Genomic DNA, 20,485 nt, shown 5'->3' with positions numbered 1-20,485 from the left:
CACGACATTTGGAGTCCAATCCCCTTGGGATGACAAAGCATTTGCACCAAGCGGGCGCATTGTCCATGATGGTGCAATGAGCGAGCAGCAGGCCCGAAGCTGGGTGGAACAGATGTCGACCGGATTGGCGGTGGTCGATGGGGATTTGCGTGTCCAGTGGATCAATGCCGGGCTGGCGGAGTTGTTGGGGCTGGGCTTGCGGCATGCGCAGGGGCAGCCGTTGCAGGGGCTGTTGCAGGACGCAGGGGTGGCCGAGCAGGCGGCGCGGAGTGTGGCGGAGCAGCGCTCGGTGCAGTGCCGCGGCTTGCTCCTGCCGGGGGTGACGGGTGGCCAGCGGGTGGATGTGGCGTTGCAGCCGCTGGAAGGCGGCGAGCTGTTGGTGGAGGTGCACGTGCTGGCGGAGCTGCCGTCCACGGTGTCGCCACTGTCGGCCACGTTGCGCGGTTTTGCGCATGAGGTGAAGAACCCGCTGGCGGGTCTGCGCGGTGCCGCGCAACTGCTGCAACGCCGGTTGGATGATCCGGACATGCAATCGCTGGCCGGCATGGTGATCAAGGAAGCGGATCGGCTGGCTGCACTGGCCAACCGCTTGCTGCGTCACGACGGTGCGCCGCACTTGGCGCCGGTGAACTTGCATCAATTGATGGAGCGCGTGGCGGAATTGATTCGCGCCGAACCGAAGCCGCCGCGCCTGCGTCCGGATTACGACCCCAGCCTGCCGGATGTGGAGGGCGATGCGGATCGCCTGCAGCAGGTGTTGCTCAACCTCGCGCGCAATGCGATCGAAGCCGGCGCGAAGACGCTGACCTTGCGCAGCCGCGTCGAGCATGGCGTGCGCCTGGGCGAACGCATGTTCCGCAGCGCCTTGCGGTTGGATGTGATGGATGACGGTCCAGGCGTGCCGCCGACCTTGCGCGATACCTTGTTCGAACCGCTGGTGTCAGGACGCGTGGATGGCACCGGCCTGGGCCTGGCGTTGTCGCGCGAAATCGCGCATGAGCATGGCGGCGAATTGCGCTATGTCAGCCGCCCGGGCGAAACCATCTTCTCGCTTTATCTGCCTTTGCCGCCGCGCATCGGCGCGGCAACCACGGGGCGTGCTCATGGCTAGCCGCCTGCTTTCCCATGCCAAGTACCCCTCGTTGCGCCTGAGTGGTCGCCGTGCGGCCGCGCGCGGCGTGGCCAGACGGCCAGTCTGGCGCTGCGCCACGCACGATCACCCGACAACCACTCAGACGCAACGCGGAGCACCTGTCCTATGAAAACAGGCTCGTCCAAAGAACGCTCCGGCATCTGGATCGTCGATGACGATCGCGGCGTGCGCTTTGTCCTGGCCGAAGCACTGCGCGATGCCGGCTTTGAAGTGCGTGAATTTCAGGATACGGCGAGCGTGCGCAAGGCGTTGCGCGAAGCGTTGCCGGCGTTGCTGGTCACCGACGTGCGCATGCCCGGCGAAAGCGGGCTGGCCTTGCTGGAGGAATTGCACGCGCAAGGCATTGGTCCGGTGATCGTGATGAGCGCCTATACCGATGTTGCTACCACGGCGGCGGCGTACCGCGCGGGTGCGGTGGATTATCTGGCCAAGCCGTTCGATCTGGATCAAGCGCTGGCTTCCGTGCAGCGCGCGCTGGCGGACGTGCCGCATGCGGACTTGGCATCGGTGGATACGACGGTGCCTGCGCATGCGTTGCTGGGCGAAAGCGTGCCGATGCGCGAAGTGTTTCGCCTGATCGGGCGCATCGCGGCGAGTGATCTCAATGTACTGATCACCGGCGAAACCGGCACCGGCAAAGAGTTGGTGGCGCGCGCGTTGCACGAAGAAAGCGCGCGGCGCGGCAAGCCATTCGTGGCGTTGAATACCGCGGCAATTCCCAGCGAATTGCTGGAAAGCGAATTGTTCGGCCACGAAGCCGGCGCGTTTACCGGCGCAACGCGGCGCGTGGCCGGCCGCTTTGAGCAAGCGGAAGGGGGCACGCTGTTTCTCGATGAAATTGGCGATATGCCGTTGATCCTGCAGACGCGCTTGTTACGTGTGCTGGCGGGCGGTGAGTTTTACCGTGTTGGCGGCCGCGAGTTGATTCGTTGCAACGTACGCGTCGTCGCCGCCACGCACCAGGATCTGGACGCGCGTGTGGCGGCGGGGCAGTTTCGCGCCGACCTCAAGCATCGTCTCGATGTGGTGCGCATCGAACTGCCGCCGTTGCGGCAGCGGCGCAGCGATATTCCGCTGCTGGCGCAGCATTTCCTCGCCACGGCGGCGCAGGAGTTGAAGCTGCCGCCGAAGCGGTTTTCCAAGGCGACGTTGAAGGCTATTGCGCAGCGGGATTTTCCAGGCAACGTGCGCGAGCTGGAAAATCTTTGCCGGCGTCTGGCAGTGATTGCTACTGGCGCGGAAATCCTGCCGTCCGATTTGGGCAAGTCGACGGACGCACAACGCGGCGATTGGACCGATGCCTTGCGCGATTGGGCCGATCGCGCTCTGGAACGCGATGAGGCGGACATTCACACGCGTGCGCGCGAAGCGCTCGATCGCGTGCTGATGGAAGCGGCGTTGGCGGCCAATGATGGGCACCGCCAGCATGCAGCGGCGGCGCTTGGCGTCGGGCGCAATACCCTGACACGCAAGCTGGGCGCTTCGCGTGCGCGGCGCAAGACATAAGAAGCAAGGGAGTCTAGACGTGTCGACATTGAATATTCGTCCTGCTGAGCGCAAGGACATGGCTGCTATTGCCGAATGGAACGTGGCGATGGCTTGGGAAACGGAGCAAAAGAAGCTCGATTTGCAGGTGCTCTCGCGCGGCGTGGCGGCGGTGCTGGATGAGTCGCGGCGCGGGTTTTACCTGGTGGCTGAGCGCGATGGCGAGGCAGTGGGTTGCCTGCTGGTGACCTACGAGTGGAGCGATTGGCGCAATGGCGATTTCTGGTGGATCCAGAGTGTTTACGTGACGCCGGATGCGCGCAGGAGCGGCGCGTTCCGCGCGATGTATGCCGATGTGGCGCAGCGGGCGAAACAGGCCGGTGCGGTGGGGTTGCGCTTGTATGTGGAGACGGAAAATCTACGCGCGCAGCGGACGTATCAGGAGTTGGGGATGGAGCAGTGCCATTACTTTATGTATGAGCAGATGCTGTAGGTTGGGGTGCGAACCCCAACATGACCTGCGCGCGCCGGGACGTTGTTGGGGTTCGCCCCCCCAACCTACAAAACTGTGCGGCAGTTAGGCTGGGATGGAATCCCAGCATCGGAAACCACACGAAAGCTGGGATTTCATCCCAGCCGACGTTTCGATCAAAGTACGCCTCTTACGCCTGCTCCGAAGGCCGTGATCAATCGCGTATAAAGCAGCTTCGGCGAAATGGCCACATCCGGGAAATCACCCACGGCGGTGTAGCAACGGGTGAAGTCCGGATTGTTCGGTTGCATGGGTGGGCAACCGGCATCCGGTTTCAGGTCGTAGCTGGTGGCGTAGCGGAATGGCCAGATATCGAACAAGGGCAATTTGGCCGAGATATCGCTGATGAACAGGCTGATCTGGCCAAGTATGGGAATGGTCGGCTTGCGTGGCGCGATCACCCACGCGTTCTGCGGTTGCGTGGCGGCAAGGATGGAGTCGCGTAATTCGGCGGCGAAGTGCTGGTCATACACGATCACGCCGCCTTCGGTGTTGTAGTGGTCGGAGCGCGGATCGAAATTGTGCGAGCCGACCATGCCCAAGTCGTCGTCGATCACCATCGATTTGGCGTGCAGGCCGAAGCGGCGGCCAGGGCTGGTAAGTGGCGCGGGCCGGTTGCGTTTGCCGGTGCTGCCGAAAAAGCCTCGGTCGGTACCAGGGAAGCGTCGGCGATGCGTGCCGGCCGCACCGGCAACGAGTGGGGTGCCATCGTCGTCTTCGTCCTCGACGTTGGCCTGCATGTAGGCATCGGTGGCGAGTTCGGCACGCGGCTTCAACTCGAAAATGTTGAAGCCGTATTTGGTGAGATAGCTTTTGCGTTTCTTGTAGGAATACGCATACACCGCAAAGGCGTCGGTGGATGCCAGTGAATTGGTCGATACGAGGATCTGCGGCGCCGGGTTCTCACGGTGGAGTTTCCGGAAGATTTTTTCCGCGCGCCGGCTCATCACCAGATACGGTGTTTGCAAGACCACTTGCTGCTTGGCGTGGTTGACCAGTTGCATCAGGTGCGCGGTGAACTCGCGTGCCTGGCGCCGCGAGGGCTGTTCGGTTTTGGCAGGCAGGTCGCTGAAGTACTCCACCTTGCTGGTGTGCAGCGCATTGTCGAGCACGTGTTCGTTGAGCCAGTCTCGATCTTCCGCCTCGGCCTGTGCGGCGGCCACGCGCGCCGGATAGACGTAGTGAGGTCCCGGCCACCGCGGCGCCGATGTCGTGCGCATGATCTGATGATTCACGTCGCGCAGATGTGTGAGCGGCACCGCGCGCTTGTGTTTCCAGAACAGGTTGAACGCCTTCGCCATCTCCTGCGCGGCCGGGCCGCCGACCATGATGTCGCGATCGACGTAATCAAAATCGTTGTCCCAGTTGAAATAGCGATCCTGGTAATTGCGTCCGCCGGTAACGCCAATGGTGTCGTCCACCACCAGCAGCTTGTTGTGCATGCGCTGGTTGAACTTCATGAAGCAGCAAACCAGGCCGGCGGCGAAGTCCAATGCCGACGTGCGCGAGTTGTGGAAGGTGGGGTTGTAGAGGCGAATGTGCAGGTTGGGGCTGGTCAACGCGAGCTGGGCGAGCAGCGCAGGATCTTCGAACGAGAACAGCTGGTCGGCGAGAATGCGCACGTTGACGCCGCGCCGCGCTGCGTCGACCAATTCGCTGAGCGCGAGTTGGCCGAGGTCGTCTTCGTCCCAGATGTAGCTCTGCACGTCGATCGATGTTTTTGCCGCACGGATCAAATTGATGCGCGCGGCCAGTGACGCTTCGCTATCGTCGAGCAGGGTGACGATATGTTCGGGGTGATCCGGTGTGGATGCAGCCATGGCTTGCGTGGCCGCATCCAGCAACGGCGACGGGGTGGCGCAATGGTCGTCGCGATGGCAGGTGCTTTGGCGATCGACGCTGGCGGCGACGACGGTATCGGCTTGCTTGATCTGCGCGCGGCTCAACGTGCAGCCCTGCAGCAGGGACGCCAGCAACAAGATCAGAAGGAGACTGCAACGCGTGCGCATGGGCAAACTCGTTTCAACGCATGGGCAGCGTTGTACCGAATGCCACATCAAGGGCTTGGTAGTGTGCCTGTACTGCTGTCCGCCTGACTCTCCACATACGGTTCACTTTCCTGAGCTGCGTACAACAAGCATGAAGTCGTGCGCCACGGGGCGCCGGGCGAGCCCATCATAACGAGCGATCAGTAACGGCTGTTCAACGACCTGCTCAACGGGTGTAGGGCTGCAGTGTGATGTTGAGGTTGAGATCGACGTTGTCGGACAGCGCGAGGCGGTCGCTGGTCATGCCGAAGGTGCTGCGCTGGAGCATGCCGCGCAGCACAATTCTGCACGGCGTCGTCACCGGCTGCTGGCATTGCATCGGCTGCATGTTGAAGTGAATCGGTGCAGTGACGCCGCGCAAGGTGAGGTAGCCGGTCAGCGTGCCGCCGTGCTCCAGATCTTGTTGCGCGATGGGATCGGAAACGAAATGGATGGTGGGGTGATGCTGCACGTCGAAGAACGAGGGCGCCAGCAACAGCTGGCGCATGCGCGTGGAGGGCAGGCTGACGCTGTCGACCGGGATGGTGGCGTTGACCACCCAGCTGTCCGGCCGCGGTCCGGTGACCACGTCGCCATCGACGTGCGTGAACTCGCCGTTGACCTTGTCCAGCCAGAACAGGCGAACGCGGAACATTGCTTCGGAACTGCTCGAGTCGATGCGGTAATCGTGTTGATGAGGCCCTGCCCATAGCGCCAGCGGCACCAGCAGCAACAGCGCCAAATGCCGCGCGACGTGCGGCTGCAACGCGGGGAAGATGCGAGCAACACATCTTGCGGGCCTTCTGAACATCGACGTCGCCTACGCTAGTGGGCAAAAAGCATCCCTGCGTTTCATGGCGACCAGAACGCATCCAGTCGTGCGTTGCCCGGTTCCAGCGGGCCATCGAGATGGAGCACGGCCAGGCCGGCCGGCGGCATGCCACGGAAATCGTCGGAGCGGCCTTCCACCAGCAGCGCAACCAGCCGCTCGATGCCCGGATTGTGGCCGACCAGCATGACGGTATTGACGTCGCCGTGCTGGTCGAGCAGGGCCAGCAGTTCACCTGGCGTGGCGTTGTAGATCTCGGAGGCCGTCTGCATGGTGGGTGCGCGCTCGATCTCGGCCAGCGCCAGGTTGGCCGTGGCGCAGGTGCGTTCGGAGGGCGAGCACAGCACGCGGTCTGGCCGCTTGCCGTGCTTTTTCAGCCACTCCCCGGCGGCACGCGCTTCCTGTTCGCCGCGGCCGCTGAGGCGGCGCACCTCGTCTTCCCCACCGGGCGGGGCGGGCTGGGCTTCGGCGTGACGCAACAGGATCAGTTCGTGCATAGCGGTGTGTTCTCCCGAAGGATGTCTTGGTTCATGTGAAAGCCGCGCCTTAAGGATGCTCTGATCTATTCCACGTACCCGTCACCGTACTGTATGCGCCTGTCGCCACGCCACAGCGGTGAAGGCAGACTGGCTGTCTGTCGAGACGCTGGGGCGTGGCGACAGGCGCATACAGTACGGCCCCAGCAGGTTGAAATTAAAGATGGGGTGACGTCCAGAAGGCCCGCTGGCTGCGCCGCGCGGCTTGAACAGACGGCCAGTCTGCCCTGCGCCGCGCAGCACACCCAGCGGGCCTTCTGGACGTCATGCCGGGTGCGCGGAATAGATCAGAGCATCCTTACTTAATGCTGGCGCTTGATCCAGCGCAGTAGCGGGGTCCAGTCCTGCTGGTGGCCGCGGACCTGCTCGGAGCCGTAGTCGAAGATGCCTTTGCCCAGCGAAGTGAGCAAGACGTAGGCCTGGGTGTCGCGCAACTGCGCTACCACCGGAAAGGGCGCCTGTTCGGCCAACTGGTTGATCGCGTCCTGGCTGGCGTGCGTCCAGGGCTTGAGGCGATTGCCGACCAGGGCGACCGGCAGTTTGCCGCGCTTGATACGGGCGATGCCGCGCAGATGTTCCAGAAAATTCAGGGTGGCATGCAGGTCGAAGGACGAGGGCAGCACCGGCACCAGCACTACGTCGGCCTGTTCCAGGTATGGCTCGAGTGCCTTTTCGTGCGAGCCGGCCGGGGTATCGACCAGGACGCGATCGGTGTCTTCGGGCAATTTCTCCATCGCCCGGCGACTGCCTTCCACGGCCAGCACGCCCGGCACGTTCTCCGGACGCAGGCTTGCCCAGCGATAGCTGGAGCCTTGCGGATCGCTATCGACGATGGCGGTGCGCTTACCATCTTGCGCCCAATGCGAAGCAAGCTGGGTGACCAGCGTGCTCTTGCCGCAACCGCCCTTGCTGCTTGCTACCAAGACCGTGAGCATCGGCAACCCCTGTTGGCTTGAGGTGGACCCAAGCGTAACGGGGGAATGCGGAAGGGGGAAGATGAGCTTGCTGCGGATAGGCGACTGTGTTGCCGCAGCAACGCAACGTTGCTGGCCCCGGCGTGCGTCGGGGCGAGGGATGCGAGTTACTTGGTCGGCTGCCAATCCGATGGCGCGTCCGTCGGTACGCCGGCATCGTGCAGGGCGGCCAGCACCATGCTCATTTGGGTGCCGCCGTTGCGGGCCAGCGACAACAGATGCTGCGCCTGGGCCTTATCGTTCTGCGCGCGGAAGGAAAGCGCGGCGAAGTTTTGCACCTGCCAGATCAGGGTGCGGCGAGCGTTTTGCGCATCCTGCTGCTGGGCCGGATCGGCGTTGAGCACTTCGCGCAGATGCAAGCCCAGCGAGCGGGCCAGCGGGCTGGAGCCCCATTCGAGCAACTGGCCGAGCTTCAGGCAGTCGTTCTTGACGGAGTCGTCCTTGGGCGCCTTTTCTTCGCAGAAACTGGCGGTATCACGCAGCGCCGGCTGCGGCATGCCGGCGGCGCTGCCGAAGGCGATCAGTACCTGCACGCCATTGGCGCCGGCATTGGAGTTGGGGTCGATCGTGGCGTTCGGCGGGGGCAGCAGGGTGGCGGCATTGGCCAGGTCTTTCAGCGCCACGCCGCTGTAGTCGTCATACAGCTTGGCGGACGCGGCCTTGGCCAGGTCCTGGCGGGCATCGTCGTTCTTCAGGCTGTTGGCGTCCTGGCTCAACTTCACCAGCCACACGGCCGCGTTGTCCGGCGCCTGTTGCACCAGCTGCGCCACGGCATCGCTATTGGGGCAGGCATGCGCGTTCGGATCGCAATCGGCCAGGCGTGCCCAGCTGATGGCAGGGCCGGCCCCGTCGACGCGCGCGGCGCGTTCGATCAGGGCGTGGAAAGTATTCAATTTGCTGGGGTTTTGCAGTGGGCGTGCCAGCAGGGCGGCGGCCAGCAGGCGTTCTGGATCGCCGCTGGGAGAGAGCACATTGATCAGGTCGTTCTGAAATGCGAGCAGCGCCTTTTCGCGGGATTGTGCGGCTTTGGCGGCGCTCGGGGCTGCCTGTTGCTTGGCGGTTGCCGCCGTCGCAGTGAGGACACAAGCCAGGGTGAGGGCAATCAGGCGCCATCCACGCATGGGAACTCCACGGGTCATAAAAGCGGAAAGCATAATGGGAAGGGATTGAGAGACTTCTGAACAGGAAGTTCTTCGATTTTTCGCTGAACGTGATGCCTTGGGCATGTCGTGCCGGCTCCTGTAGCATGCGTGACGCTGCCCACGAGGAACACAGGAGAAAGCTGTGGAGTCGTTTTCAATGCTGGCCCAAGCTAATGCCGCCCCGTGGTTCGTGGGATGGGGCACGCTGGCCTTGATCAATGCCGGCCTGGCGCAGGGGAAGAATCGCAGCGGTTTGCTGTGGTTCCTGCTGTCGCTGCTGTTTGGTCCGCTGGTGACGCTGGCGATCGTGCTGATGCCGAAGGTGCGCAACCGGATCTTCTAGGCGGCTGCAGGGACGCTGGGATTTATTCAAGCCGCATCAGGTCCAGACGCGTAGGTTGGGGTGGGAACCCCAACATTGCCGTGCCGATATAGATGGCGATGTTGGGGTTCGCACCCCAACCTACTAGTCGCCCAGGGCTTCGCGCATGAATTCCGGCAACGCGAGTGCGCCCTTGTGCACGTCGGCGTTGTAGTAGCGCGTGGAGAAGTTCTTGCTCAGCGCGCCGCGCTCGCGGAAGCCTGCCAGGTCGCCACCCTTGCGCGCCATGGTGCAGCTCCACCAGCCGGTGGGATAGCACGGCTGCGGGAAGGGCAGCGTCTTCACGGCGCTGAAGCCTGCCGTGCGCATGGCAGAGCGCATCGACTTGATCAGCTCAAGATGCGCCAGCGGCGATTCGCTCTGTTGCACCAGGATGCCGCCGTGACGCAGCGCCTTGTAGCAGCTGGTGTAGAAGGCCGCGTTGAACAGGCCTTCGGCCGGGCCGACCGGATCGGTGGAATCGACGATGATCAGGTCCAGCGATTCCGGCTCCGCCTCGGCCATGTACTTGATGCCGTCGATGAAGAGCAGTTCCGCGCGCGGATCGTTGTTGGATTCGCACAGCTCCGGGAAATACTGCTCGGCCAGGCGCGTGACGCGCTCGTCGATTTCCACTTGGGCAGCGTGCTCCACTTCCTCGTGCTTCAGCACTTCGCGCAGCGTGCCGCAGTCGCCACCGCCGATGATCACCACGCGCTTGGCGCGCGCATGCGTGAACAGCGCCGGGTGGGTCATCATCTCGTGATAGAGGAAGTTGTCGCGCGTGGTGAGCATGACGCAGCCATCGATCACCATCAGGTTGCCCCAGTCGGTGGTCTGGTAGATCTCGATGGTCTGGAACGGGGTTTTTTCGGCATGCAGCAGCTTTTCAACGCGATAACCGATGGAGGAACCGGAAGCCTGGTGTGCTTCGGTGAACCAGCTGGGCTGCGACATGACGGACAGATCCTTGGAACTCGGGTTAAAGGAAAGTAATTGTAGCGGTAACGCTTGGCGCCGTGCCGGTGCCCCGCCGGGGGATTGAGCAAAGGCATGCGCTGACCTCAAATTGTCGCAGCTCGCCGTTACAATACGTGCCCGGCCGCCATGTGCGGCCATCAGGCTCTTCCGGCCCCGCGGCGTGCGAGGCTTCCGGCCGGTGAGCCTGGGATGTTCCGGTCCCACGAACTCGTCAAGGCTCCGCCGCTGCGACGACGACATCCCCCTTCAAGAGGAGATACCGTCACATGGCGAACGCCTGGAATATCGATGTTGCCCGTCACACCTATGCCGTGCCCTACTGGGGCGATGGCTACGTCGACGTCAACGACGCCGGCCACATCGTGATCCGCCCGCATGGCCCGAGTGGCCCCGGCTTTTCCCTTCCCGACATTGTCGAGCGCGCCCGCGCCGACGGTTTGCGCCTGCCGCTGCTGGTGCGCTTTCCGGACATCCTGGCCAATCGCCTTGCGCGCCTGCAGGGTGCCTTCGCCAAGGCGATCGGCGAGTGGAACTATGCCGGCGGCTATACGGCCGTCTATCCGATCAAGGTGAACCAGCAGCGCGGCGTGGTGGCCGAACTGGTGGCAGCCGGTGCGCATGGCTTCGGGCTGGAAGCCGGCTCCAAGCCGGAGCTGATGGCCGTGCTGGCGATGGCGCGGCCAGGTTCGGTCGTGATCTGCAATGGCTACAAGGATCGCGAATACATCCGCTTGGCGTTGATCGGGCGCAAGCTTGGTTTGCGCATCCACATCGTGATCGAAAAGCTGTCCGAGCTCGATCACGTGATCAGCGAATCGAAAGCGCTGAATGTCGAACCGCTGCTCGGCGTGCGCGTACGCCTGGCGTCGATCGGTGCGGGCAAGTGGCAGAACACCGGTGGTGACAAAGGCAAGTTCGGCCTGTCGCCGGCGCAGGTGCTGGAACTGGTGGCGCGCCTTGATCAGGCCGGCCTCAAGCACACGCTGAAACTGCAGCATTTCCACATGGGCTCGCAGATTTCCAACGTACGCGACATCGCCAATGGCATGCGCGAAGCGACGCGTTATTTCGTCGAACTCACCCGCATGGGCGTGCCGCTGGAGATCGTCGACGTCGGGGGCGGCCTGGGCGTGGACTACGAAGGTTCGCGTTCGCGCAGCCACAACTCGATCAATTACTCGATCGAGCAATACGCCGCGACCATCGTGCAATCACTGGCCGAAGCGGTGGAGAGCGAAGGCTTGAAGGCGCCGCACATCATCACCGAGGCCGGCCGCGCGATGACGGCGCATCACGCCGTGATGGTAGTGAACGTGAGCGAGGTCGAATCCGTACCGGTCGGCAGCCTGCCGCCCGCCGACAAGGATGAACCGGCGGTGCTGCGGCATTTGCGCGAAGTGTATGAAGAACTCGACACGCGCCCGCCGCTGGAACTGTTCCACGAAGCACAGCATCACGTGCACGAAGGACAGACGCTGTATGCGCTGGGCCAATTGTCGCTGGCGGCACGCGCTCGGCTGGACGAGCTTTACTACGCCATCGCCAACGCAGTGCGTGCGCGCCTGCTGCCCGCGGAGCGTTCGCATCGCCAGGCGCTGGACGAGCTGGAAGAAAAGCTGGTCGACAAATACTTCGTCAATTTCTCCGTGTTCGAATCGGTGCCGGATGTGTGGGCGATCGATCAAATCTTTCCGATTGCGCCGATTGCACGTTTGAACGAGCGCCCGATGCGTCGCGGCGTACTGGTCGATCTCACTTGCGATTCGGATGGCCGCATCGACAACTACGTGGACGCCGAAGGCGTGGACGTGAGCCTGCCGCTGCATGCCTTGAACGAGGGCGAAGCGTATCGGCTTGGCATCTTCATGGTGGGTGCGTATCAGGAAACGCTGGGCGACATCCACAACCTGTTCGGCGACACCGATGCCGTGAACGTGCGCGTGGAAGGGGGCAACTATGTGTTTGCGCATAAGCGTCGCGGCGATACCACCGATTTGATGCTGGACTACGTCGGCTATGACCTGGAAGCGCTGCGGCATAGTTATCGTGACCGCATTGCTGCAGCGGGCATCCAGGGCGAGCAAGCCGAAAGCCTGTTTGTAACATTGAATGAAGGTTTGACCGGCTATACCTATCTCTCCGAGGGCGTGCGTTAGCGATATCGCTCAGGGATGTTTCGGCAAGCTGTCGAAACATCCTGCGGCGATCCAATGTGCTGCCCCATTTTTTATTCATCCGAAGGAGTGGCACATGGCAAGTCTCGACGGCAAGGTTGCATTGATCACTGGCGCCGCTAGCGGCCTGGGCAAGGCTATCGCCGAGCTTTATGCGAAGAATGGTGCGGCGGTGGCGATCGCCGATATCAATCAGCAGGCAGCGGATGCTGCAGCAGACGAGATCAAGGCAGCCGGCGGCAAGGCCATCGGCATCGCCATGGACGTCACCAACGAAGACGCAGTCAACGCAGGTACCGATAAAACGGTGGAAGCCTTCGGCAGCCTGGACGTGCTGATTTCCAACGCGGGGGTGCAGATCATCAATCCGATCGACCAGTTCTCGTTCGCGGACTGGAAGAAGATGCTGGCGATCCATCTCGATGGCGGCTTCCTTACGACCAAGGCCGCGTTGAAATACATGTACAAAGACGACGGTACTGGTAAGAGCCGTGGCGGCACGGTTATCTACATGGGCTCGGTGCATTCACACGAAGCGTCGAAACTGAAATCCGCCTATGTCACCGCGAAGCATGGCTTGCTTGGCCTGGCACGCACGCTGGCGAAGGAAGGCGCGGCGCATAACGTGCGCTCGCACGTGATCTGCCCGGGTTTCGTACGCACGCCGCTGGTGGAAAAGCAGATTCCCGAGCAGGCCAAGGAGCTTGGCATCAGCGAAGCGGAAGTCATCAAGAACGTGATGTTGAAGGACACGGTGGATGGTGTGTTCACCACCGTCGACGATATTGCGCAGACGGCACTGTTCCTGGCAGCGTTCCCGAGTGCGGCGTTGACCGGGCAGAGCTTTGTGGTCAGCCACGGCTGGTACATGCAGTAATGGGGACCGGCGTAGGCTGGGTTAGCGCAGCGTAACCCAGCAGCTTCAACGCGAAACCGCGGGGTTACGCTGCGCTAACCCAGCCTACGCGGCCATGGCCTTCCTCTTTACCAGGACGCAAAACATGAACATCGCCGACGTCAAAGCCAACGCTTTTGCCATGCCGTTGACCAGCCCCGCCTTTCCCAAAGGACCGTATCGCTTCGTCAACCGCGAATTCCTGGTCATCACCTATCGCACCGACATGGACGCGCTACGCGCCGTGGTGCCGGAACCGCTGGAAGTCACCGAGCCGGTGGTGAAGTACGAATTCATTCGCATGCCAGATTCCACCGGCTTCGGCGACTACACCGAATCGGGCCAGGTGATTCCGGTGAGCTTCCGCGGTGAGCGCGGCGGTTACGTGCATGCGATGTATCTCAACGATCATCCGCCCATCGCCGGCGGCCGCGAATTGTGGGGCTTCCCGAAAAAGCTCGCCACGCCGATATTGGAGACGGAGATCGACACACTGGTCGGTACGCTCGACTACGGCAAAGTGCGCGTCGCCAAGGCCACCATGGGTTTCAAGCATCGCGCGGCGGACGCGGATGCCATTCTCGCCGGCTTGGCTGCGCCGAATTTCCTGCTGAAGATCATTCCGCACGTCGACGGCACGCCGCGCATCTGCGAGCTGGTGCGTTATTACACGAGCAATGTCACGCTGAAGGGTGCATGGACCGGGCCGGCATCGCTGGAATTGCATCCGCATGCGCTGGCGCCGGTAGCCGATCTGCCGGTGCTGAAGGTGGAATCCGCGGTGCATTACATCACCGACCTCACGCTCGACCTGGGCACGGTGGTGTACGACTATCTCGCTGAAGAAACCCACACAGGAAAGACGTATGGACGCGAAGAAGACCTCGTCCAAGGCTGAAGCCGCTTCCCATCATCCAGCGCAGGACGCCTACAAGGTGACCGCGCTGGTGCTGCAGGGCGGCGGCGCGCTCGGTGCGTACCAGGCCGGCGTGTACCAGGCGATGGCGGAAGCGGGCCTGCATCCGAACTGGATCGCCGGCATTTCCATCGGCGCCTTGAACGCGGCCATCATCGCGGGCAATGCGCCCGAGCATCGCGTCGAGCGACTGACGGAATTCTGGGATGGCATCTGCAAGTCGGCGCTATGGCCAGGTTCGCCGGGCTATCCGTGGATCGAAGGCATAAGCATGCCGCCGATCGTGCGCGAGGGCGTCAATATGTTCGCCGCGTGGCGCGCGATCATGGAAGGCCAATATGGTTTCTTCCAGCCACGCATGCCGCCGCCGGTGCTGCAGTGGCACGGCACACCGGCTACTGCAAGCTGGTACGACACCGCACCGTTGCGCGCGACGCTGGAACGATTGGCGGACTTCGATCGCATCAACCATCCCAGTTGCGTGCGGGTGTCGGTGGGCGCGGTGAACGTGCGCACCGGCAACTTCGCGTATTTCGACAACCGCCACGACACGCTGCGACCCGAACATTTCATGGCGTCCGGTGCGTTGCCGCCCGGTTTTCCTGCGGTGGAAATCGATGGCGAGTATTACTGGGACGGCGGCATGGTCTCCAACACGCCGCTGTACAAGGTGCTGACCGAGCGGCCGCATCGCGATGCGTTGATCTTCCAGGTCGACCTATGGAGTGCGGTTGGCGCCTTGCCGCGCGACATGGGCAGTGTGGCCGAGCGTGCCAAAGACATCCAGTTTTCCAGCCGTACGCGTCTGGTCACCGAATACATGCACCAGACGCGTGAGCAGCAACGCTTTTTGCATGAGCTGATGGAGCTGATTCCTGAGGACAAGCGCGACACGCCGGCCTACAAACGTGCCGAGCGTTACGCCAATGGCGCGCTGACCAACCTCATCCATTTGATCTATCGCGACAAGCCCTACGAAGGGCATTACAAGGACTACGAGTTCAGCGCGACCACCATGCATGAGCACTGGCAAAGCGGTCTGGCCGATATGCGCCATACGCTGAGCCATCCGCATTGGCTGGAACCGCCTTCGGCGGAAAATCCGTTCGTGACACACGACGTCCATCGTGGCTGAATAGAGGTTTCCCCCAGGGAAACCTTCACCATGATGGAACGGTTCTTCGGCATACGCGCTGCCGGATCGAGTACGCGCGTGGAAGTGCTGGCCGGCATCACCACGTTTCTCACGTCGATGTACATCATCGTGGTCAACCCCGCTGTGCTGGCGCATGGCGGGGTACCGTTTTCGGCGGGCCTGACCGCCACGGTGATGGTGAGCTTCTTCGGCAGTTGCGCGATGGGTTTGTATGCGCGCAATCCGGTGCTCGTGGCGCCGGGCATGGGCATGAATGCGCTGTTCGCCTTCGTGATGGTGCACGGTGGCGGCATGTCCTGGCAGACGGCGCTGGGCTGCGTGTTCTGGTCGGGCGTGATCTTTGCGCTGCTGGCGCTGTTCAATGTGCGCAAACTGGTGGTGGATGCGATTCCGGAAAATTTGCGGCATGCGGTGTCATGCGGCATCGGCTTGTTCATCAGCCTGATTGGCCTGGTCAACGCCAAGTTCATCGTGGGTGACCCGGTGACGCTGGTGCATTCGGCCAAGCTCAACTCGGTGTTGCTGACTTTTCTCGCTGGCTTGGCGCTGACGATTTTCCTGGTGGCGCGACGTATCAAAGGTGCGTTGATGTTGGGCATCGTGCTGACCACCGTGCTGGCGATTCCGATTGGCCGCTGGTGGGGTGATGGCAGCGCTTATGGTGGTGTAGCGACGCTGGTGAACTGGCAAGGGCTTTTCGCCACGCCGGACTTTTCCGCCATGGGGCAACTCGATCTCATCGGTTCGCTGAAGCTGGCGTACTGGCCTTTTATCTTCGTGATGTTGTTCACCTCGTTCTTCGATGCCTTGTCCACGTTCATGGCGGTATCGGATGCAGGCAATTTGCTGGATGAGAACGGTCATCCGCGCAACATTCGCCAATCGATGCGCGTGGATGCATTTTCCGCCCTGGTGTCGGCGCCGCTGGGAACCAGTCCGGCGAATGCGTTTATCGAATCGGCGGCGGGTATTTCGCAAGGCGGGCGCACGGGACTGGTGGCCGTGGTTGCCGGCCTGTGCTTTCTGCCATTCCTGTTTCTGTCGCCGCTGCTTTCATTGGTGCCGGCCATCGCCACGGCGCCGGCGTTGATTCTGGTTGGCGTGTTCATGATCGAGGCGATCACGCGCATCGAGTGGCAACGGTTCGACGAAGCAGTTCCAGCCTTCATAGCGATCCTGCTGATTCCGCTGACGTATTCGATCACCGACGGCGTGGCTTATGGCTTTCTCTCCTATGTGCTGATCAAGCTCGCTACAGGCAAGGCACGCGAGGTGAAGCCCGCGATGTGGGTGATTGCTGCGCTGGCGATATGGCTACTGGCGCATCTTTGAGCGCGCAGTTGGTGGTGCCGTCCCGCGTTCTTCATACTTAGCGGCCTGCACGCTTTTCGCCTGCAACCGATCGACCTCCAGCAAGGATCACGTATGACTCTCAAGGCAGCATTCATCGGCCTCGGCGCCATGGGCGAACCGATGGCCGGACATTTGAAGCAGCATGGTTTGCTACATGCGGTGGCCAACCGCACGCATGCCAAGGCCGAAGCGCTTGCACACGCATTGGGTGTCACCGCACCTACGCTGGACGAACTTGCGGCGCAGTGCGACGTGATTGCGCTGTGCGTGACTGCCGATGCCGATGTGCTGAATACCGTGGATGCACTCGCGCCGCAGGTAAAACCCGGCACGATCGTGATCGATCATTCCACTGTTGCACCCGATACCGCCAAGCAGGCGGCGGCACGTCTTGCTGCCGTGAACGCACACTTTCTGGATGCACCGGTTTCCGGCGGCGTGGAAGGCGCGAAGAACGGCAAGCTCTCGATCATGGTGGGCGGTGATGCCGCCGTGCTCGAACGTGCGCGGCCGGTGCTGGAAGCGTACGCCTTGCGCATTACACATCTGGGTGACGTTGGCGCGGGGCAGGCGACCAAGGCGATCAACCAGGTGCTGGTGGCGGGCATTGCGCAAGCGGTTTGCGAAGGCTTGGCGCTGGGCGAGGCGTTGGGGCTCGATCCGGAGCGGCTGATTCCCACGCTGGGTGCCGGGGCTGCCGGCAACTGGTTCCTGGAAAAGCGCGGTGCAACGATGTTGAACAATCAGTTCAGCGTGGGCTTCAAGCTGGCGCTGCTGCACAAGGATCTGGGTATCGTGCGCGGTATTGCGGAGAAGGCGGGTACCTCGCGCGTGGTGATCGAGCAGTCATTGGCCGACTATGCCGAGCTGATGCAGCAAGGGCATGGCGATGATGATATTTCGGGACTGATCCGGTTGAAGCGGCCGCACGTCTAAGCGCAGCAGCGTAGGTTGGGGTGCGAACCCCAACATCGCTATCTGCATGCATTCCGGATGTTGGGGTTCGCGCCCCAACCTACGGTTCACCCAAAATGACAAGGGCGCCTGTGGGCGCCCTTGTTCGTGGTTCGTGGGGTTGCGTGTCAGCCGCCGGCTTTCAACGCAATCGCCGAAATCCCCGCTGCCGACAAGCGCTGCTTCGCCGATTCCAGATCGGTTGCCGAGTGGAACGGGCCCAGACGTACGCGGTGATAAGTCTGCCCGCCAACATTCACAGACTGCACGTTGGCGACGAAACCCTGCAGTGCCAGCTTGGCCTTCAGCGTTTCTGCTTCAGAGGCGTTCGGGAACGCACCCACCTGCAGCAGATAACCACTGGGGCCGTTCGAAGGCGGCGGCGCGACCGCCGAAGCGGGTGCGGCGGTGATGTTCTGCGTGACGGCCGGCGGTGCGTTGGGTGGCAGCTTGGGTGTTGCCGCTGCAGCCTGTGCCTGTTGCTGCTGTTGTTGCTGCTGCTTCTGCTGGGCCTGCTGTTCCGCCTTGGCCTGGGCGCTGATTTCCGAATCGGGAATGCGCACCTCCTTCTCCGACAGCACGGAATAGAAGTCGTACTGCGGCTTCTTCGGCGCGGTATTGCTGGTGGCCGGTGTGAGGCCTTCATCGCTGCCGGGTTGCGCGGTCGCTTGTGGATTGGGTTGCGGGCCCTTGGGCGTCATCGGCACCAGCGAATGGCGCATCAGCACCACCACGACCAGGCCGCCGATCAAGATGCCGACCAGAATGCCGGCCCAGGCCGGGAACCCGCCGCTGCTGTTGCGAACGGCCTGGCGGCCTTTGCCCTTGCGTGTTGCCATTTACATCTTCTCCGGGGCGCTGAGACCCAGTAAATCCAAACCGTTGCGTAGCACCTGGCGGGTGGCGACGGCGAGGGTGATGCGCGCGTTGCGCAGCTCGGCGTCGTCCACGATCCATTTGTGCTCGTGATAGTAGCTGTGAAGCGCGCCAGCGAGTTCGCGCAGGTATTGCGCGATCAGGTGCGGTTCCAGATTGTTGGCCGCCGCTTCCACCACTTCCGGATAGCGCGACAGTTCGGTGAGCAGGATCTGTTCGTGCTCGGTATCCAGCCGCGCCATGGCGGCGATGCCGGCCCGGGTGTCGACCGATGGCAGGCCGCGTTCGGCCAGCTCTTCCAGCACGCGGCAAACACGGGCGTGGGCGTACTGGATGTAGTAGACCGGGTTGTCGTTGCTTTGCGAGCGGGCCAGGTCGATGTCGAAGACGAGCTGTGAATCGCCCTTGCGTGCGATCAGGAAGTAGCGCGTGGCGTCGCGGCCAGTTTCGTCGATCAGGTCGCGCAGGGTGACGTAGCTGCCAGCGCGCTTGGAGATCTTCACTTCCTCGCCGCCGCGCATCACCGTCACCATCTGGTGCAGCACGTATTCCGGCCAGCCCTTGGGTATGCCGCAATCCAGTGCCTGCAAACCGGCGCGCACGCGCGCGAGGCTGCCGTGATGATCCGAACCCAGTTCGGTAATCGCGCGCTCGTAGCCACGCAGCCATTTGCTGCGGTGATACGCCACGTCCGGCAGGAAGTAGGTGTAGGTGCCGTCGGACTTGCGCATCACGCGGTCCTTGTCGTCACCGAAATCGGTGGTCCGCAGCCACAGCGCGCCGCCTTCTTCGTAGGTGTGGCCGTGGGCGACGAGTTCGCGCACGGTCTCTTCCACTTTGCCGTCGGTGTAGAGCGAAGATTCCAGAAAGTACACATCGAAGCCGACGCCGAAGGCTTGCAGATCCAGATCCTGCTCGCGACGCAGCGAAGCCACGGCGAAGTGGCGAATCGCTTCGAGATCGTCGGGGTTTTTGGCGCCCGTCACGGCATGGCCGTCGGCGATGACCGTTTCGCCGTTCAAATAAGCACGCGCCACGTCCGCGATGTAGTCGCCGCGATAACCGTCTTCCGGCCAGCCCGGATCACCCGGTGCGATACCGCGCGCGCGCGCCTGCACGGAGATCGCCAGGTTCTGGATCTGCACGCCGGCGTCGTTGTAGTAGAACTCGCGCTTGACGTTCCAGCCCGTGGCTTCAAGCAAGCGGCTCAAGCAGTCGCCGATCGCGGCAGCGCGGCCGTGGCCCACATGCAGCGGCCCGGTCGGATTGGCCGATACGAACTCCACGCCCACCGTGTGTCCGGCGCCGTTCTGGTTGCGCCCGTAGATGGGGCCTTCTGCAAGCATGCGACCCGCTTCGGCGTAGTAGGCCGAAGGCGCCAGGACAAAGTTGATGAAGCCCGGCCCTGCGATCTCCACCTTGCCGACCAGGGCATTGGCGGGCAGGGCAGCAACCAGCTTCTCGGCCAGCTCGCGCGGTTTGGCGCGGGCTGGTTTGGCCAGCAGCATGGCGGCATTGGTGGCGAAGTCGCCGTGTTCGCGGCTGCGGGCTCGCTCGATCACGAAGTTGGGCAGGTCAAGGTCGGCGGGCAGGACGCCATCGCCTTGCAGGGTCCGGATCGCCGTGAGGACCAGTTCGCGCAGCGCTTCTTTCACAGGAAGGGGATCGTTCGGGAATGGAACCGCGCATCGTAACAGACCATCGCATCCGGACCCGCCTTCGTGCCGGAGGATGTCATCCAGGCCGCTGAGAGGCTGCTGCAGCGCAGTGGATCAGGCTGTGGATAACTCTGTGGGGAAAGTGAAGGCGCCGTGGTGGACATTGCATGAAAGGCCGGCGGAAACTGCTTTGTCATACAAATTTTCCTGATAAAACAAAGCACTAAAATGTGAACTTGATGTGCTTTTCAGTAATATGGGGCTAAGTAGGCTTTTCGGCGCTGTGTGCATAAGTCTTGCCAGTGTCTGTCGGGCCGGTATTCGGCAAGAGGAATTTGTCCGAATGGCCCACGATGTCATACGTCGGTCATGACGCATCGCGACAATAGCTGGGTATCTCCGGCGTCTCCCCCGTCGGCTCGATACGGGACTGCCGCATTCCCTTACCCTCCCCTCATGCGGCTCACGGCGCGATCCTCCCCG

At 62.5% G+C, this 20,485-nt stretch carries 18 protein-coding genes; 10 read left to right on the top strand and 8 right to left on the bottom strand.

All coding sequences use genetic code 11. The features are described 5' to 3' along the window. The first annotated feature begins 76 nt into the window (after positions 1-76). The 3 genes from VJR68_RS08430 (at position 77) to VJR68_RS08420 (ending at position 3,131) form a co-directional block, all read left to right on the top strand. On the top strand, positions 77-1,111 hold the full coding sequence (locus VJR68_RS08430) for a two-component system sensor histidine kinase NtrB (RefSeq protein WP_324147228.1): 1,035 nt from the start codon (positions 77-79) through the stop codon (positions 1,109-1,111). A 147-nt stretch (positions 1,112-1,258) separates the two neighbouring features. Next, entirely contained in the window at positions 1,259-2,659 is a 1,401-nt protein-coding gene (gene ntrC / locus VJR68_RS08425) for a nitrogen regulation protein NR(I) (RefSeq protein WP_324147227.1), read from the top strand. A 19-nt stretch (positions 2,660-2,678) separates the two neighbouring features. Continuing rightward, positions 2,679-3,131, top strand: coding sequence for a GNAT family N-acetyltransferase (locus VJR68_RS08420; RefSeq protein WP_324147226.1), 453 nt, complete (start codon positions 2,679-2,681; stop codon positions 3,129-3,131). A gap of 155 nt (positions 3,132-3,286) precedes the next feature. On the opposite strand, the gene VJR68_RS08415 is transcribed toward VJR68_RS08420, so the two are convergent. From VJR68_RS08415 to VJR68_RS08395, 5 genes are all read right to left on the bottom strand, one after another. Beyond that, positions 3,287-5,179 carry a phospholipase D family protein gene (locus VJR68_RS08415; protein ID WP_324147225.1) on the bottom strand — a complete coding sequence of 631 codons (1,893 nt, stop codon included), beginning with the start codon at positions 5,177-5,179 and terminating at the stop codon, positions 3,287-3,289. A 205-nt stretch (positions 5,180-5,384) separates the two neighbouring features. Continuing rightward, on the bottom strand, positions 5,385-6,008 hold the full coding sequence (locus VJR68_RS08410; protein WP_324147224.1) for a YceI family protein: 624 nt from the start codon (positions 6,006-6,008) through the stop codon (positions 5,385-5,387). 41 nt (positions 6,009-6,049) lie between these two features. After that, on the bottom strand, positions 6,050-6,523 hold the full coding sequence (locus VJR68_RS08405; protein WP_324147223.1) for a histidine phosphatase family protein: 474 nt from the start codon (positions 6,521-6,523) through the stop codon (positions 6,050-6,052). A gap of 341 nt (positions 6,524-6,864) precedes the next feature. After that, entirely contained in the window at positions 6,865-7,497 is a 633-nt protein-coding gene (locus VJR68_RS08400; RefSeq protein ID WP_324147222.1) for an AAA family ATPase, read from the bottom strand. A 146-nt stretch (positions 7,498-7,643) separates the two neighbouring features. Then, positions 7,644-8,657, bottom strand: a complete 1,014-nt coding sequence (locus VJR68_RS08395; RefSeq protein WP_324147221.1) for a hypothetical protein — start codon at positions 8,655-8,657, stop codon at positions 7,644-7,646. A 178-nt stretch (positions 8,658-8,835) separates the two neighbouring features. On the opposite strand from VJR68_RS08395, the gene VJR68_RS08390 reads away from it, so the two are divergent. Then, on the top strand, positions 8,836-9,021 hold the full coding sequence (locus VJR68_RS08390) for an antitermination protein NusB (RefSeq protein ID WP_324147220.1): 186 nt from the start codon (positions 8,836-8,838) through the stop codon (positions 9,019-9,021). Between the two features lie 123 nt (positions 9,022-9,144). Here the strand turns inward: VJR68_RS08390 and speE are convergent, their stop codons facing one another. Continuing rightward, complete coding sequence (gene speE / locus VJR68_RS08385) at positions 9,145-9,996, bottom strand: polyamine aminopropyltransferase (protein WP_324147219.1); 852 nt, start codon at positions 9,994-9,996, stop codon at positions 9,145-9,147. Between the two features lie 290 nt (positions 9,997-10,286). Between speE and speA the strand changes: the two genes are divergently transcribed. From speA to VJR68_RS08355, 6 genes are all read left to right on the top strand, one after another. Next, the gene (gene speA, locus VJR68_RS08380) at positions 10,287-12,176 is read left to right on the top strand and encodes a biosynthetic arginine decarboxylase (RefSeq protein WP_324147218.1); all 1,890 of its coding nucleotides are present in this window, start codon (positions 10,287-10,289) and stop codon (positions 12,174-12,176) included. Positions 12,177-12,270: 94 nt separating this feature from the next. After that, positions 12,271-13,071: a 3-hydroxybutyrate dehydrogenase gene (locus tag VJR68_RS08375; RefSeq protein ID WP_324147217.1), complete on the top strand. Its 801-nt coding sequence runs from the start codon at positions 12,271-12,273 to the stop codon at positions 13,069-13,071. A gap of 124 nt (positions 13,072-13,195) precedes the next feature. Continuing rightward, on the top strand, positions 13,196-13,987 hold the full coding sequence (locus tag VJR68_RS08370) for an acetoacetate decarboxylase (RefSeq protein WP_324147216.1): 792 nt from the start codon (positions 13,196-13,198) through the stop codon (positions 13,985-13,987). Continuing rightward, positions 13,956-15,140, top strand: a complete 1,185-nt coding sequence (locus tag VJR68_RS08365; RefSeq protein ID WP_324147215.1) for a patatin-like phospholipase family protein — start codon at positions 13,956-13,958, stop codon at positions 15,138-15,140. Before VJR68_RS08370 ends, VJR68_RS08365 begins: the two co-directional genes overlap by 32 nt. 30 nt (positions 15,141-15,170) lie before the next feature. Beyond that, positions 15,171-16,493 carry an NCS2 family permease gene (locus tag VJR68_RS08360; protein ID WP_324147214.1) on the top strand — a complete coding sequence of 441 codons (1,323 nt, stop codon included), beginning with the start codon at positions 15,171-15,173 and terminating at the stop codon, positions 16,491-16,493. Between the two features lie 93 nt (positions 16,494-16,586). Then, positions 16,587-17,450 carry an NAD(P)-dependent oxidoreductase gene (locus VJR68_RS08355; RefSeq protein WP_324147213.1) on the top strand — a complete coding sequence of 288 codons (864 nt, stop codon included), beginning with the start codon at positions 16,587-16,589 and terminating at the stop codon, positions 17,448-17,450. Between the two features lie 146 nt (positions 17,451-17,596). Here the strand turns inward: VJR68_RS08355 and VJR68_RS08350 are convergent, their stop codons facing one another. Together VJR68_RS08350 and argS are read right to left on the bottom strand one after the other, a co-directional pair. After that, complete coding sequence (locus VJR68_RS08350; protein WP_324147212.1) at positions 17,597-18,307, bottom strand: SPOR domain-containing protein; 711 nt, start codon at positions 18,305-18,307, stop codon at positions 17,597-17,599. Then, entirely contained in the window at positions 18,308-19,999 is a 1,692-nt protein-coding gene (gene argS / locus VJR68_RS08345) for an arginine--tRNA ligase (RefSeq protein ID WP_324147211.1), read from the bottom strand. It abuts the gene before it with no gap. Positions 20,000-20,485 lie beyond the last annotated feature (486 nt).

It is taken from the genome of Dyella sp., assembly GCF_035277725.1.
GTDB lineage: Bacteria > Pseudomonadota > Gammaproteobacteria > Xanthomonadales > Rhodanobacteraceae > Dyella_B.
The sequence above is the reverse complement of the archived record's forward strand: the minus strand, read 5'-3'. Positions and strand labels throughout refer to the sequence as shown.

What these genes read in the sequence shown, in the direction of transcription:
- VJR68_RS08410 (WP_324147224.1), bottom strand. Translation starts at nt 6,008, where the DNA reads ATGTTCAGAAGGCCCGCAAGATGTGTTGCTCGCATCTTCCCCGCGTTG.
- VJR68_RS08400 (WP_324147222.1), bottom strand. Translation starts at nt 7,497, where the DNA reads ATGCTCACGGTCTTGGTAGCAAGCAGCAAGGGCGGTTGCGGCAAGAGC.
- VJR68_RS08395 (WP_324147221.1), bottom strand. Translation starts at nt 8,657, where the DNA reads ATGCGTGGATGGCGCCTGATTGCCCTCACCCTGGCTTGTGTCCTCACT.
- VJR68_RS08360 (WP_324147214.1), top strand. Translation starts at nt 15,171, where the DNA reads ATGATGGAACGGTTCTTCGGCATACGCGCTGCCGGATCGAGTACGCGC.
- speA (WP_324147218.1), top strand. Translation starts at nt 10,287, where the DNA reads ATGGCGAACGCCTGGAATATCGATGTTGCCCGTCACACCTATGCCGTG.
- VJR68_RS08430 (WP_324147228.1), top strand. Translation starts at nt 77, where the DNA reads ATGAGCGAGCAGCAGGCCCGAAGCTGGGTGGAACAGATGTCGACCGGA.
- VJR68_RS08375 (WP_324147217.1), top strand. Translation starts at nt 12,271, where the DNA reads ATGGCAAGTCTCGACGGCAAGGTTGCATTGATCACTGGCGCCGCTAGC.
- speE (WP_324147219.1), bottom strand. Translation starts at nt 9,996, where the DNA reads ATGTCGCAGCCCAGCTGGTTCACCGAAGCACACCAGGCTTCCGGTTCC.
- VJR68_RS08415 (WP_324147225.1), bottom strand. Translation starts at nt 5,179, where the DNA reads ATGCGCACGCGTTGCAGTCTCCTTCTGATCTTGTTGCTGGCGTCCCTG.
- VJR68_RS08365 (WP_324147215.1), top strand. Translation starts at nt 13,956, where the DNA reads ATGGACGCGAAGAAGACCTCGTCCAAGGCTGAAGCCGCTTCCCATCAT.
- VJR68_RS08370 (WP_324147216.1), top strand. Translation starts at nt 13,196, where the DNA reads ATGAACATCGCCGACGTCAAAGCCAACGCTTTTGCCATGCCGTTGACC.
- VJR68_RS08355 (WP_324147213.1), top strand. Translation starts at nt 16,587, where the DNA reads ATGACTCTCAAGGCAGCATTCATCGGCCTCGGCGCCATGGGCGAACCG.
- ntrC (WP_324147227.1), top strand. Translation starts at nt 1,259, where the DNA reads ATGAAAACAGGCTCGTCCAAAGAACGCTCCGGCATCTGGATCGTCGAT.
- VJR68_RS08350 (WP_324147212.1), bottom strand. Translation starts at nt 18,307, where the DNA reads ATGGCAACACGCAAGGGCAAAGGCCGCCAGGCCGTTCGCAACAGCAGC.
- VJR68_RS08405 (WP_324147223.1), bottom strand. Translation starts at nt 6,523, where the DNA reads ATGCACGAACTGATCCTGTTGCGTCACGCCGAAGCCCAGCCCGCCCCG.
- VJR68_RS08390 (WP_324147220.1), top strand. Translation starts at nt 8,836, where the DNA reads ATGCTGGCCCAAGCTAATGCCGCCCCGTGGTTCGTGGGATGGGGCACG.